This is a genomic window from Paucisalibacillus globulus DSM 18846 (assembly GCF_000482485.1).
In the GTDB taxonomy this organism is placed as follows: domain Bacteria; phylum Bacillota; class Bacilli; order Bacillales; family Amphibacillaceae; genus Ornithinibacillus; species Ornithinibacillus globulus.
On record NZ_AXVK01000029.1, the window covers coordinates 1 to 15,366 of the forward strand.

The window sequence follows — 15,366 nt, forward strand, 5'->3', positions numbered from 1 at the left end:
CCAAAGGGGATTAGTGGGAGGAGCCGTATGCGAAGTTCCGCACGTACGGTTCTGTGAGAGGGGTGGTCAGAGATGGCGACCCCTACTCGATTTTGTAGATAGGAAAGTATAAAAACTTTCCGCCGACATAAGAAAAACTACCAAACTACCACATTCGTTAAAGGACGAACGAATGTGAGTTTTTCTAAAGGGAAGAGCCATGGGGACAGGTACCTTGGCCCGGCCAAGGTACCTGTCCCCATGGTTCGAACTCCATGCTATAATTACAAAGTACTAGTTTAGCAGCAAGGAAGTTTACATGGGGGTGTAGTTTTGTATTGTATACATTGTGGAAAGAAACAGATTGAGGAAGCGAGGTTTTGTTTCTCTTGTGGAAAACAGTTAGTTATTGGTGATACATATGAAGGAAAGGATTTTGAGGTTAACCAGAATAATATTGTAAATAAGGGAAAAAAGCAGATAGTAGATGTACCGATGTCTGATGAAGAATTATTAGTTGAATATGTTGGAAAGTATAAAGCAAATTACTATACAGGAAATTGGACTAAGGGAAAAATTAATTGGAACTGGGCTGCATTTTTTCTAACTATTTTCTGGGTAGGATACAGAAGAATGTATGGCTTTATTTTCGGACTTCATATTTTTTATATTTTATTAGATTTAGCTTTGCAGCTACTAGGGGTCAGGAATACAGTAGCAATAGATGTGGGAATTGGTGCAGCATTGTCAATTTTTCTAGGGATGAATGGAAATAACATGTATCAAAAACATGCTCAGCGTAAAGTGAAGAAGCTGAAGCGAAAGTACGGGGAAAAGGTAGGAGCGGTATTAAAAATAAGTAGTGGCCCAAGCTGGGGAGGATTCTTTCTCAGTTTAGCTGTATTTATAGTATATGGGGTTATTACGTTTGCTATATTTTATCTCCCACCGATTACAGATCCAGAGCCGCAAAGATTCTATACGATAGTTGAGGAATATGAAGATGCTGAAGGTGAAACAGTGGTAGAGGATAGTGAGAGTGGAGATGTGGTAGAGAATGCTGCTGAGTACGAGGGCTGGGATGACGTGGAAGACGGATACTATCACGAACTAGTCGCCCCATCCTTGTTTGATTTCACGGTTTCCAAGGAAATCGATATTAACTTTGATGGTATCAATGAGATTGTCACATTGAGTGGTGGCCCGGTTTTGGATGATCCGTACCTCAACGATCAAGTGTATATCTCTGTTCGATTTGGTGATGTTGAGATGTATGAAAAGGTCCAATCAGAAGGTGATTCTAGTTTAATGTTATATGACGTTAATGGTGACGGTTTGCTCGAGCTACTATATGAAAATAGTGGGGATGAGACTCTTATCGATATTTTTCAGGTAGACAATGAAAAATTAGAATTTGTTCGTGCTTTGCCAGGTAGATTAGTAGAGTTGGATACGAATAGAATTATGACGGAGAATGGTGAGTATTGGTTTGAGGAATGGTGGTGGGAGTAACCGATTCCTGCCACTTTCTAATATTCAGGCCAGTGAACCTGTCCCCGTGGCTCATTTGTCCCGATGGATCTACTGAATTTCTTGCAACCGATTTCAGTTCGTGCTATCATCGTTTGTGTAAACGTTTACGTTGGTTTTTGTAGAGGAGTAACATATTATGTCTTTTACGATAAAAGATGTTGCAAAGAAAGCGAATGTTTCTATTGCAACGGTTTCAAGAATCATTAATAATAAGCCTGGCTATTCAAAGGAGACAGAAGAAAAGGTTCTTCAAGTTATTGAGGAATTAGGTTATCATCCGAATAGTATTGCCAGAGGATTGATTAACAAACGTACACATACTATTGGTGTATTAGTACCTAAATTATCGAGTATGATCATTACAGAGTTTATTCGAGGAATTGAGGATATTACGCATCATAATGGTTCAAGTGTTATTGTATGTCACACAGAATCCAACGGTAAGAAGACGATGAAGTATTTACAACTACTTTATGAAAAACAAGTGGATGGGATAATATTTGTTAGTGAAGAGCTAAAGGAAGAATATTATCAGTTTATTAATCGAATGAAAATTCCAATCGTATTACTTTCAACGGAAACTTATCAATTTCCTGTTCCATATGTGAAAGTAAATGACCAGCACGCAGCGTTTTCTGCAACAGAATTCCTTATTAAAAAAGGTCATCGTAATATTGGAATGGTTAGTGGAAATAAAGAGGATATGGTGGCAGGTCAATCTAGGATTAATGGTTTTATGCAGGCCATGAAGCATTATCAATTACCCGTTTCTGAAAAACATTTTGTTTCTGAATCTGGATTTGGCTTTGATGATGGTAGGAATGGATTGCCAAGGTTAATGAAGCAATATCCTGATATTACTGCAGTATTTGCTGCTAGTGATGAAATTGCTTTTGGTATACTTTCATCTGCGTATACTATGAAAATTAATGTTCCAGAACAGTTATCAGTTATTGGTTATGATAACCTTAGTATTGCCGAAATGAGTATACCACCTCTTACAACAGTTGCGCAGCCCCTTGTTGAAATGGGAGAAATGGCAACAAAAATGATTCTTGAAATCATTAATACGAATCAAAAGGTAGAGAGCAAGATTGTTGCACATCGTATTGTTGAAAGAGAAAGTGTAAGAGATTTAACAAATGAATAAGTCTCTTTATGTATAATGAGTAAACGTTTACGTATTTGTAGATTAAAAAGTATAATTATCGTTTTTTTCAGTTTGAAAATACGATTACTTTCAAAAGAAAAAACAAGTATTTCTATAGGTGAAATGTACTATGTATAGGAGTTGTCAAAATGAATAAACAGTGGTGGAAGGAAAGTGTGGTATATCAGGTATACCCTCGTAGTTTTAATGATAGTAATGGTGATGGAATAGGGGATATTAACGGAATTACCGAAAAATTAGATTACTTAAAAAATCTAGGAATCGATGTTATTTGGCTATCTCCAGTTTACAAGTCTCCGAATGATGATAATGGCTATGATATTAGTGATTACAAGCATATTATGGATGAGTTTGGAACAATGGCTGATTGGGAAGAGCTTCTAACAGAAATTCACTCGCGGGATATGAAACTGATTATGGATTTAGTGGTGAACCATTCTTCTGATGAGCATGCATGGTTTTTAGAATCTCGTAAATCAAAGGATAATCCATATCGTGATTATTATATTTGGCGTCCTGGCAAGGATGGTCGTGAGCCAAATAACTGGGAAGCGACATTTAGTGGATCTGCTTGGAAATATGACGAGGCAACGGATGAGTACTTTTTGCACCTTTTCAGTAAAAAACAACCAGATTTAAACTGGGAAAGTGAAAAACTTCGAAATGAAGTGTATGACATGATGAAATGGTGGTTAGATAAAGGTATTGACGGCTTCCGAATGGATGTAATCAACTTTATTTCTAAGGAAGAAGGTCTTCCAGATGCACCCAATCCAGAAGGGAAAAAATATGTTAGTGGTGGACAGTATTTCGTCAATGGTCCTAAAATTCATGATTACTTACAAGAAATGCATCAAGAAGTATTGTCTAAATACGATATCTTAACCGTAGGAGAAATGCCTGGTGCAAGTGTGGAGGATGCTAAACTATACACGGATCCGAGCCGTGCAGAAGTAAATATGGTGTTCACTTTCGAGCATATGGATTTAGACTCTGGTCCTGGTGGAAAATGGAATCTGAAGCCACTTCAACTACGTGATTTGAAGGAAAATATTACAAAATGGCAAACAGGCTTACATGGTGTTGGTTGGAATAGTTTATATATGAATAACCATGATCAACCAAGAATGGTTTCTCGTTTTGGTGATGATAAAACGTATCGTGTAGAATCTGCTAAAATGCTTGGAACGTTCTTACACATGTTACAAGGAACTCCTTATGTTTATCAAGGGGAAGAAATAGGGATGACAAATATTCGCTTCGACTCCATTGATGATTATCGAGATATCGAGATTCTAAATATGTATAAGGAGAAAGTTGTGGAAGGGAATGAACCACACGATAAAGTCATGGAATCTATCTATGTGAAAGGTCGTGACAATGCTAGAACCCCGATGCAATGGGATGCTAGTGAAAATGCTGGATTTACTACTGGAACACCTTGGATTCAAGTAAATCCGAATTATCCAGAAATTAATGCGGAACAAGCGGTTAATGATGAGAATTCCATTTATCATTATTATCGTAAGCTAATCCAATTACGTAAGGAAAATCCTATTATTGTGTATGGTGAGTATACGTTATTGGATGAAGAGAATGAGAAGGTTTACTCTTATTTGAGAACCTATAACAATCAAAAACTACTAGTTGTAACAAACTTTAGTGCGGAGGAATTGGAGTATGTGATTCCAGCTGAGTTTACAGGCGGGGAATTGTTGATTGGCAATTATTCAGACGTTAAAGGTAAAGTTGAGAAGAAAATACAGCTAAGACCTTATGAGGCAGTAGTTTATATTGGTTAAGTAAATGAAAAGGCACAATTAGCAGATTGCTAGTTGTGCCTTAATTATTCAATCCTAATTAGTGATTAATAAAACCTCTTAAATCCTTCAAAATGCTTTTTCCAATAAGAGTTATTTAAATTAGTAATGGTCACACCACCATCAGAAGCATGGATGAATTCATTATTACCAAGATAAATTCCAACATGGGATATACCGGATTTATATGTTCCTTCAAAGAATACGAGGTCCCCAACTTTAGGTGTATCTACATAATAGGAACGCATATGATATCCTTCACTTGAATAGCGGTTTGTTGAAAGTCCGGCTTCTTTATAGGCATAGAAAATAAATCCACTGCAGTCAAATCCATTAGGTGTGGATCCACCCCATGCGTAGCCAACTCCTAATTGGCTTTTGGCTGAATTGATTAATTTGTCAACATTATAGCTAATCTCTTTGGATGGCGTTTCATCCTTTGGAGTTTCAACTTTTGCGCCATCACCAATATTTAGTTTTTGACCAATATAAATCAAATCAGATTTCAAGTTATTCCATTTTTTTAAATTAGCTACCGTAACTTTATGATTTACCGCAATTCGTGATAATGTGTCACCTGACTTAACCGTGTAAACACTAGTAGATGGAACCTTTTGATCTTGTGGTTTCTCTGTTTTATGATTAGTTGGGTTAGTTGGCTTCTCTGTTGTAACTGTTTGTGCCTTGCTCACAACAAACACATTTCCTGGATAAATTAGCGTAGTCTCTAAATTATTCCATTTCATTAAATCCTGAAGTGAAACCTTATGTTTAGAAGCAATTCCACTCAATGTATCACCAGATTTGACGGTGTATGTCGCTGCTTTTGATGTCGTTGGTTTTTGTGTTTCTTTTGGTTTTGTAGTTTCAGTTTTATTGCTTGTATTTTTGCTAGATGAGTCCTTTTCTGTTTTCAGGACTTGGTTCGGGAAAATAATATCGCTTGATAAATTATTAAACGATTTCAGTTGCGCAACACTTACATTATGTTTTTGTGCAATTACCCAAAGAGAATCCCCACTCTGAACTTTGTACGAACTTGCCGCTTCAGCTTCTTCTGCACCGAATAATGCGGATGCAATGAAAGCAGTCGCAGTTACAGACATAAAAATCTTCTTGTTACTCAATTAATTTACCTCCTCACAAATTACTAGTCTATTAGAATCAGTATACTATAGTTTTGTCGAGGTTAGTAGATTAATGTGGAAATTTAGGGATATTTTGGCGATATTAGGTAGATTTGACTACTTAAATAATAATACTTTAGTATGCCCCTACTAAAAGTACGCTGTGTTGGACAGCATTATGATGAAGTGCTAGTCTATTCCTTATTGGAAATAGAGATTTGAAGCTAGGCAGAGGAAATTATTGCTACTAGCATGAGAAATTGGAGTGTCTAAAAAATTGCTGAACATATGTAAAATAATTCTTCATATTGCTTTTTTATATGGTATATATTTATTCGGAAATTGGATTCAGCATGTCCTAGGACTAGTTGTACCCGGAAGTGTCATTGGAATGATAATCCTATTCATTATGCTTTCTACTAAAATACTAAATGTTGCATGGGTGGAGAAAGGTGCTAAATTTATGGTTAATAATCTTGTCCTATTTTTTATTCCGGCAACTGTTGGGATCATGAACTATTTTGATTTGTTCGCAGGCAAAGGTTTTTTACTGGTTGTGATTGTTTTATTTAGTACGCTTCTTGTGATGGTTAGTTCGGGAAAGATGAGCCAATGGGTAATGCGTAGAAGGGAAAGAGAGCATGGCTAATTTATTAACAGCACTCATCGCGGTGCTTGCAACATATTGTATCTATTTATTTGCAAATAAGATTCATAGCAAGGTTGGGTATACATTTACCGCACCTGTTATTACTTCCGCCATTGTGATTATTGCTGTATTACTGATTTTTCATATTCCATATGAAACATACATGATTGGTGGAAAGTGGATTAATGAGTTACTTGGACCTGCGGTTGTAGCGCTAGCTTATCCGCTCTACATGCAACGTAGTGTTCTAAAAAAATTTATTACCCCGATCCTCACTGGAACGATTGTAGGAGCAATTATAGGAATATCTTCTGGTATATTACTAGCAAAATTAGCTGGATTCGAGGAAGTCATTATCTACTCCCTTACTCCAAAGTCAGTGACAACACCTGTTGCGATGGCTATCGCAGAAATGTTAGGTGGCGTGACTACGTTGGCAGCTGTTTTTGTAATGATTGCAGGAATTGGTGGTGTACTCTTCAGTTCCATTGTTAATAAAGTATTCAAAATCAATCATTACACAGGAAAAAGTGTTGGAATAGGCAGCGCCTCCCACGCAATTGGAACCTCCAAAGCATTAGAAAGCAGCCAACTAGAAGGCTCCATAAGTACCATAGCAATGGTCATCAGCGCAACAGTCGTATCCATAATAACCCCAGGATTAGTCGCACTCTTAGTATAGAAAAGAGCCATGGGGACAGGTTCACTGGCCCGAGTGGCATAACGCGGCCGGGGAACCTGTCCCCACGGCTTTGTCCCCACGGCTTTAAGGAAAATCGGGCCGAGGAAAGTCCCCATGGCTGTTATTTTGGAACTTTTGTAATGAGTAATACTGCTAGATAGAGTAATCCTATATATCCGAATAGTGGATAGAGGATGGAGAGTAGTTGGCCGTAGCCATATTGCTGACTTACTAGGAAGATGATTAGTAAGATAGCAAGTACAGCGTGATTATATTTTATTCCGAAGCTCGTTTTTACTTGACGGCTTATTCCGTATACATTGGCTGTTACGGTATTAAATATTTCACTAAAGATAATGAGTAAAAACAGAATATGTATAAGCCCACCGAATTGCTTTACGATCTCTGCCATTGGAATGTCAAATGGAAAGGTTGTTGGGTTGACTAATAAGGAAAAATGGCTCAATAATAACAAAATGAATAAGCCAAGTCCCCCAAGGAATCCACCCCACTTAAGTACATATTCATCTTGGATTTCCTTTCCTAAAGGAACAAGGACTACCATTGCGGTTATTACATTAAAGGATGCATAAGTAAAAGGTGATATCGTCCAAAATGGGTGTTCAGGGATTGTTATGGATAAAAAGGGAGCAAGCAATAGGGATGGATTATCGTCAAAAATGGAAATAAATATAAACAACCCAAATAAAATTATTAATGGAACGATGTATGAATTAATCGCAAATAATCCTTTCAGCCCTCTCATGACTACTAAAAAAACGAGCAGTATCGTAGTAATAATCCCAACAAAATATGGGATGCCTAACTGTTCGTGAAAAACGGCTCCCGCACCGGATAGCATAACAGAAGTTACAGACATCACAATTATAAAAATCATGATATTTATTACTTTTCCCCATGTATGTCCAAACAAATAATCATTAAATTCTTTATAGGAGTAAGCCTTAATATGTGCTGATATAAGCATGATTTTCGTTCCAAAGTAGGTTAGGAGATAGCAGCTGACAATAATACCAATTGTCCCAAGCGCTCCAAAGTTGCTAAAAAATGTTACGATTTCCTTTCCTGTAGCAAACCCTGCACCAATAACGGTTCCAATATATGTTGCTGCTACAAGTAATATTGCTGTCCATTGTTTCATGTCACATACCTCCTGATACCATGTATATGATTTTTAGAGGGAGATTAGACAAGCTTTATAGAAATTGGAAATTATAAGCGCTTACTGGGTATATTTACCTGGCTTATTCTTGACATCTCTCTTAGTCTCATAGAATAATAGTACATAAGAATGAATAATCGTACGAAAGGGCAAATTCACTGAAAGGTGAAGACGCAAAACTAAAGGGGCTAACGTTTAAAACTATGCCAGCCAGCTACCGAATACATAAACCTCCGTACGATTCATAAACCAAAATGGAGGTATTTTTTTATGCGATGGGTACATCGATTTTTGTATTCCTATTATTCTACAATTAGTAAGGATTGTATTAATCCGGAATATAAGTTAATGCTTAAAAAGCGAATGTATTATCACGAATTAAAATTATAAAGCAAAAGCGGTTCTCTCGTTTTCTTAATGGAAACGGTAGGAGCGCTTTTTTTATATGGTTGGAATGTATAAGACCTTTCCGAATGTAAAAAAAACGAACATATAAAGTGCCTATCTTATTAGAAGAAGGAACATTGCTCACCTCAAAGCTTTATTAAGTATCACATATAGTCGCTTCACTTGGGGCTTAGCGAATGTGAGTCTTCTTTAAGTAGTTCGATTGTAGATGGTGTACGAGATGGCGATGAAGTCACTGGAAAATATGCATACAACTTTGGAATCTGTAAGGCTGCGAGGTTTGTAGTGGTGGTTTTGTGATAGTTGGTTGTGTTCGTGTGAATCTAATATGACATCGCTTGTCAACTCTACGTTACACTATTTCTGAAAATTATGTGAAGTAGTTCACTATTTACAAAAATAGAGATATTAAGGTAAAATAAAAAAGTATATTTATAATAGTTTTCCTAAATCTGTGTTACTTCGATATTAAAATGGGTAGTTCTGCGTAATGGAATAGACTCTTCTTTAGGGCTTATCTTTCCCCCACGGGCCCGATTATGTCAGTGTTTTTTGTAGTTTGGAAAGAAAAAAGTTCTTTCCTGTATATACGAGTTTAACCAAGGTATTCTCTTTAAATAATAGGAGAACACCGAGTTATCTATTACTAGATTTGATAATTAAGTAGATATTAATAGATAGGAAGATGTATGAATCTTCCCTTTCTGTGTAAGAAAAACTAACGTAAAGAATGCTCAATAAAATACAGGATTCTTACCTTTAGTAACGAGTTATTCATTTATTTGTACCCGACAAATGTGAGTTTTTCTAACCTTGCCAAATCAGCGTTTATACAAAATTCATCAGGAAGGTAGGGCGATTTTATTGAAAAAGTTCAAATTAAGTTTAGCTAGCCAGATTTTTATTGGTCTTATTTTAGGGATTATTATCGGTGGAATATTTTATGGTAGTGAAACAGCACAAAGTATTTTACAACCATTCGGTGATCTTTTTATCCGTTTAATTAAAATGATTGTTGTTCCAATAGTATTATCTAGTATCATTGTTGCGGTTGCAGGTGTTGGAGATATTAAATCCGTTGGAAAACTTGGATTGAAATCTTTAACGTACTTTATCGGTATGACTTTAGTTGCGATTGCTGTTGGTCTTATTGCTGCTAATATATTTCAACCTGGAACCGGTTTAAATATGAACCAGCTTGAGCAAACAGACATCTCAAATTATGTAGACACATCAGAGGAACAAGAAGGGAAATCTATAGCGGATACACTGCTTCATATTGTTCCTACAAATCCAGTTCAGGCAATGGTTGAAGGCGATATGCTTGCAATTATCTTCTTCTCCGTAGTATTTGGACTAGGTGTTGCTGCAATTGGTGAGAGAGGAAAACCGGTACTAAGACTCTTTGAGGGTGTAGCACATGCCATGTTCTATGTGACGAATCTATTTATGAAATATGCACCAATTGGTGTTTTTGCATTAATTGGTGTCACCATTTCTAAATATGGATTTACATCACTAATTCCTTTAGGAAAACTGGCTCTTACGGTATATGGAACGATGATTTTCTTTGTTATTGTGATATTAGGATTAATGGCAAAGATAATTGGACTTAATATCTTTAAGCTATTGAAGCTGATTAAGGAAGAATTACTTTTAGCCTTTTCAACTTCTAGCTCGGAGACAGTGCTTCCGAGGATTATGGATAAAATGGAGCAAGCGGGTAGTCCGAAGCATATTGCATCATTTGTTATACCAACAGGTTATTCCTTTAACTTGGATGGCTCTGTTTTATATCAAGCGATTGCCGCGTTGTTTGTTGCGCAAATGTATGGTATTGACCTGAGTATTTGGCAGCAAATTACGTTAATGTTAGTCTTGATGATTACTTCGAAGGGAATGGCTGGAGTTCCAGGTGTATCCTTTGTGGTTCTATTAGCAACATTTAGTACGATTGGATTACCAGCTGCAGGATTAGCATTTATTGCAGGAATTGACCGTATTTTAGATATGGGACGTACAGCAGTTAACGTAGTAGGAAACTCATTGGCAGCACTCGTCGTTGCTAAATGGGAAGGACAGTATAATCCCCCAGCTGATGGTGCACTTGAAGAAGATGGCGTGACAGCCCAAGTTTAAGGTGCCTGTCACTTTCCGAAATAACTCGAATCTTGTCGATTTAATAGAGGTTTTTGGATGGATTGCTAAACAACATGAAAGGGAAAGTTCCTTACCACTTTTTCATTGCAGTGGTGAGGAACTTTCCCTTTTAATTAAACCTTATTTCTTTCAAATCACTTTGGGCTAATTCAGGTATATCAAAATCATTAAATAGATAAAAGATTGGTTTCGTATACATTGTGTTACCAGATGGTATGGTAATTCTTTCAAAGGCACCTGATACTAGCACTTCTTTATTGATATACGTATCCTGTAATGTGTTTTCAGAATTAGAAATTATTTGGAGAACTTCTTTTCTCTCATTGCTGCCAATAATTAAATTCTGAGCAACATTACTTTCATTTTCCCCTTTACCTGCAACAATCTTTGTCCAGTTCCCTTTTTGATCTTGTAATCGTGCCCAATTATCCTCTAAACGTTTGCTGGGCTTGAAGAATCCTGCAGTTTGCCAATTCATTTCATTAAAATAAGTTCCTGTTTCCTGGTTAATCTCTGAAACTTGACATAGTACTGGGCAGCCTGGTAGTAAGAGATAATATTGATTTATTTTGAGCCCTTTATATTTCTCATTTTCTTCGATTACTGTCGTAAGTTTAATTCCCTGCCATTCATTCTCTTTATTATCAATCATCTTTGCAAACTCTGCGGTGCTTTTCTCCTTCGCAAGAGAATATGGACGAATACTTGATAATCCACTCCATAATCCACCAGACCATGGATTCCACCACAATTTTGGCTGGATAGTTGGAAAAGAGGTATCCAACCATTCTTGTCCCTCATAGGTCAAACTATAAATTGCCGGGAAAAACTCTGGAGCTGCTTTTATTTGGATGATTCCATTATCCATTGTCCATGAATCGTAACCTTGCTCTGGGCTAATTTCAGCTCTCACTTCGGAATTCGTCTTCTTAATCGCAAGTGTTTTTCTTTCTAAAACTGTCGCATCCAGATTAGAAATTGCTTTTACAATAGAAATGGCTGGCGTATCGACTAGTGGTAGTTCGGTAATCCATTCTGTTTTTTTCTCTTCACGGTCAAATTGTCCAGATGCTTTATTTTCCAAAAGGGACAATGCCAACCCACCATGCAAGTAATTCGATTTATGATCTGATACCTTAACAATCACCTTTTCGCCATCCACAAACGGATTGTTGTTTTCCAATGTTACATTCAAATGATTAACTGTTTGGATATGCTCTGGCTGTACAGATTGACTAGCAAAAGAACGGAAGGAATCAACATCATGAAAAGCCCCAATGGAAAAGTAAATCGGATTTGTTTGAACGGTACTTTTCCCTTCAATTTCTCCAAGGTGATGTTCCAAATAGTTATACCAAGAGCCAAAATGGATGTTGTCATTAGGATGCCAGCACATGCCAATTGGATCTTTATCATCATTTACAAACAACCAATTTTCTGAAACGAAGCTATCATCCCATTCTTCATAGGAGTTACCAATAGAATCATTCATTTCCACCATCGCACCGTGATATGGAATCGTTGCTTGATCAAGTCCAAGATAAATGGACTGGTTTAGATAGATTGGTTTTTCCGTTTTAACATCTAATACATTTTCGATTTCATAATAATTTTCTAAAATTCCTTCGCCAAAGAGCTTTAGTATCAAATGCAATTTAATAGAAGGGAAGGAAGTGATTGCATAGGACACTTTTACACCAATAAATCCAGTTCCATCTATATATTCGATTGCTGTTGGTTTTGCTTTTGATAATTCCTCTGTGTACGGTTTTCCAAGCTTAGGTGTTAACAGTGTTACATGGCTTGCTTTTTTCTTTCTACCAGTAAGAATGGAATTTTCACCTTTATCTAGTGTTGCGAAATATTGTCCATTATAAAGCTGAATCGTTTTCTCATCTTCCCCATGGAATTTAGCACCAATTCCTCTAAAGGCAATCCCAATTTCTCGCTGGAAATGAATTTCCTCACCATTTTCCTTAATGGCATTAATGTCTAATTGCTTATAGTAATAGCCATGCGACTTGGTTAGAATTGGAACTGGAATCGATACTTTCCCCTTTGGCTCAATTTCCACTTGAATGTTAGGCTCAATTGGTTGAAGCACTGTTGACTGAGGAAATTCCAGCTCGAATCGGACTTTTTCCCGGAAATTATTTACCATGTCCACATAAAAGGTATTCTTCTTACCTACAAACGTTAAATCATCGGATAAATGAGCTGTCACCATTGCAGGGTACTTTGGCAAAATCCCTACCTTAAGTGTTGCCTGTTTACCATTGATCTTTATATTGGTTTTTACTGTTGGATGTGTTTTAAATGTATCTTGTTCTTCTTGAATCGGACCTACAAGGAATGTTCCTGTTATTTCCGCTTTGTCCACTACTTCCAACGATTCCTCTAAGGAAAACGTAATATTCTTGTCGTTTATCCCTGTTAAATCCAAATGAAGAGGTTTCCCAGATTTGTTTCGTATAGCATACTGAATCGTATATTGGTTGCCAAACACTAACGCATGATTCTCTACCGTTGCGGAAATAGCGTAATCATTTGTCTCAATTAAACGGATCCCTCTCCCGGTACGCTCAAACTCCATTCGAAGGGATTCATTTTCTTTTTCCCAGGAGTATTCAAAGTAATGAAAATCATTTTCTACTCTTCCATCTGGCTTCACTTCAATTTCGCGAGTGCTCATGTCGTACCAGCTTGCATCACAGAAAAAATCGCGGACAGCTTCTGTATGTAGAACGGTCGGCATAAAGTTCATTAAATGAGTCGTATCATCGCGATCTTCCCAGAAAAATCCACATCTCTTATAGAGTGGAACTGCCTTCGTATTTCCTGCCCACGTATATAAATCTAGTCTCGGCCATTTTAAATGGATGGCTTCCTGTAAAGCAGTTAAAAGTAACTTTTTGCCGATTTTCTTTCCATGATAGTCATCTCGAACATTTAATAATGGAATGTAAAGTGCCCCTTCATCATCGCGATATTCGCTAAAACCACAATAGCCAACCACTTTCTCGCCTTCAAGGGCTAAAAAGGTATGGAGGTTTGTTGAATTGGCCTCACGATGTAAAATCGATTCCTCTGTATCGATAGTGGTTGAACCACCCCAGCCATCCCGGCTATGATTCCACATATCTGCAACTCTAGCAGCATAACTCTCATCGTACTTAACAATTTCAATATTCATTTTTTCATCTCCTTAATAGGGAGGTAGCATGCACCCTGTCACTTCTGTAATAAAAAAAGAACCACTCAAGTCTTGCGCTGAATAGTTCTTTACCTCAAGTTGGATAATAAACGGAAAAATTAGCCAACTATAAAATTAAAAAACCACAGGATGCATCCTCCATCCTATGGTCTGTATACGTAATATAACAATCAGAACGAACGATAGGTTGAATAGGACATCGTATGAAATTTTATTGAAAAATCCAGATTTACTTTAATCATGTCGGACAACCTCCCTTTCGCATAAAAGTTTTTACTTTGTTATTATACTGAAAATTAATATTTTTGTAAACCATAGAATTTTTTGCAGTACTTATTGATGAATGGAGTAGAGCATTAGGTTCATGGAAAAATACTAAATTAATCATTACAATGGAAATTTCCCCCGGAAATTATTAAAAATGGTGAAAATTATTTACAAAGTATAATAAGCGTGTTATATTGGCAATGATAGCGCTTTACATAGTTTTTATGAAGCCAAGGGGGACAAAATAATGGTATTAGATAAATTTAAAGGTATCTTCCCTGCCTTTTATGCTTGTTACACGGATTCGGGAAAAATTTCCGAAGAGAGAACAAAAGCATTCGCTACTTACATACAGCAAAAAGGTGTTAAGGGATTATATGTCGGAGGCAGCTCAGGTGAGTGCATTTATCAAAGCCTTGAAGAAAGAAAAGAAACTCTTCGGTATGTTGCAGAACTAGTAAAAGGTGAATTGACGTTAATTGCCCATGTCGGTGCTCCATCGACAAGGGATAGTGTGGAATTAGCTAAATATGCTGAGGAATTAGGTTATGATGCATTATCTGCGATTCCGCCAATTTATTTTCGACTACCAGAAAGTTCTATTAAAAATTATTGGTCTGACATCATGGATTCAACAGAACTTCCATTTATTATTTACAACATACCTCAGACCACTGGATACAATCTTTCTATGAATCTATTTAAAGAATTAATTATGAATGAAAAAGTAATAGGTGTGAAAAATTCTTCCATGCCTGCTCTTGATATCGAACGATTTAAAACGACAGGTGGAGAATCATTTGTTGTATTCAATGGTCCTGATGAACAATATGTTTCAGGTAGATTGATAGGAGCAGATAGCGGTATTGGTGGGACATATGGTGCTATGCCAGAATTATATTTGAAGGCTGAGGAATTCGTTACAAGTGGACAATTTGCCAATGCTAGAGCAATACAACGGGATATCAATGATATTATTATTGCCTTGACCTCGCTAAAAGGTAACATGTATTCCGTTATTAAAGAAGTTCTTAAATTAAAGGGTATTGAGTTAGGTGGCGTACGCGCTCCATTAGAAGCAGTACATGAAGAAGAATACACTCAAATCGAACAAATTAGCGTAATGATAGATAAAGCCATAGAAACATATTGCTAGAAAATAGTGCCATGGGG

The 15,366-nt window shown here is 36.8% G+C and carries 10 protein-coding genes and 1 riboswitch; of the genes, 7 read left to right on the forward strand and 3 right to left on the reverse strand.

The window, feature by feature from the left end; translation table 11 throughout:
- Positions 1-312: 312 nt before the first annotated feature.
- The 3 genes from K332_RS0109090 to K332_RS0109100 all read left to right on the forward strand — a co-directional run bounded on the left by K332_RS0109090 (position 313) and on the right by K332_RS0109100 (position 4,485).
- Positions 313-1,491, forward strand: coding sequence for a DUF2628 domain-containing protein (locus K332_RS0109090; protein WP_026907171.1), 1,179 nt, complete (start codon positions 313-315; stop codon positions 1,489-1,491).
- A gap of 157 nt (positions 1,492-1,648) precedes the next feature.
- Positions 1,649-2,662 (forward strand): LacI family DNA-binding transcriptional regulator, encoded by a 1,014-nt coding sequence (locus tag K332_RS0109095; RefSeq protein ID WP_026907172.1) that lies wholly within the window; start codon positions 1,649-1,651, stop codon positions 2,660-2,662.
- A 149-nt stretch (positions 2,663-2,811) separates the two neighbouring features.
- Positions 2,812-4,485 (forward strand): glycoside hydrolase family 13 protein, encoded by a 1,674-nt coding sequence (locus tag K332_RS0109100; RefSeq protein WP_026907173.1) that lies wholly within the window; start codon positions 2,812-2,814, stop codon positions 4,483-4,485.
- Between the two features lie 65 nt (positions 4,486-4,550).
- Here the strand turns inward: K332_RS0109100 and K332_RS0109105 are convergent, their stop codons facing one another.
- Positions 4,551-5,630, reverse strand: coding sequence for a C40 family peptidase (locus K332_RS0109105; RefSeq protein WP_026907174.1), 1,080 nt, complete (start codon positions 5,628-5,630; stop codon positions 4,551-4,553).
- A gap of 277 nt (positions 5,631-5,907) precedes the next feature.
- On the opposite strand from K332_RS0109105, the gene K332_RS0109110 reads away from it, so the two are divergent.
- Both K332_RS0109110 and K332_RS0109115 read left to right on the forward strand, forming a co-directional pair.
- Positions 5,908-6,279, forward strand: coding sequence for a CidA/LrgA family protein (locus tag K332_RS0109110; protein ID WP_084287866.1), 372 nt, complete (start codon positions 5,908-5,910; stop codon positions 6,277-6,279).
- On the forward strand, positions 6,272-6,961 hold the full coding sequence (locus K332_RS0109115) for an LrgB family protein (RefSeq protein WP_026907176.1): 690 nt from the start codon (positions 6,272-6,274) through the stop codon (positions 6,959-6,961). Before K332_RS0109110 ends, K332_RS0109115 begins: the two co-directional genes overlap by 8 nt.
- A gap of 121 nt (positions 6,962-7,082) precedes the next feature.
- On the opposite strand, the gene K332_RS0109120 is transcribed toward K332_RS0109115, so the two are convergent.
- Positions 7,083-8,123, reverse strand: a complete 1,041-nt coding sequence (locus tag K332_RS0109120) for a YkvI family membrane protein (RefSeq protein ID WP_026907177.1) — start codon at positions 8,121-8,123, stop codon at positions 7,083-7,085.
- Between the two features lie 159 nt (positions 8,124-8,282).
- A riboswitch (cyclic di-GMP riboswitch) is annotated at positions 8,283-8,366 on the forward strand.
- A 1,050-nt stretch (positions 8,367-9,416) separates the two neighbouring features.
- Between K332_RS0109120 and K332_RS0109125 the strand changes: the two genes are divergently transcribed.
- A complete protein-coding gene (locus K332_RS0109125; RefSeq protein ID WP_026907178.1) occupies positions 9,417-10,691 on the forward strand; it encodes a cation:dicarboxylate symporter family transporter in 1,275 nt (424 codons plus the stop codon).
- A gap of 130 nt (positions 10,692-10,821) precedes the next feature.
- Here K332_RS0109125 and K332_RS0109130 read toward each other — a convergent pair whose 3' ends face one another.
- Positions 10,822-13,905 (reverse strand): GNAT family N-acetyltransferase, encoded by a 3,084-nt coding sequence (locus K332_RS0109130; RefSeq protein ID WP_026907179.1) that lies wholly within the window; start codon positions 13,903-13,905, stop codon positions 10,822-10,824.
- Between the two features lie 535 nt (positions 13,906-14,440).
- Here K332_RS0109130 and K332_RS0109135 point away from each other — a divergent pair.
- On the forward strand, positions 14,441-15,349 hold the full coding sequence (locus K332_RS0109135; protein ID WP_026907180.1) for a dihydrodipicolinate synthase family protein: 909 nt from the start codon (positions 14,441-14,443) through the stop codon (positions 15,347-15,349).
- The last annotated feature ends 17 nt before the right edge of the window (positions 15,350-15,366 follow it).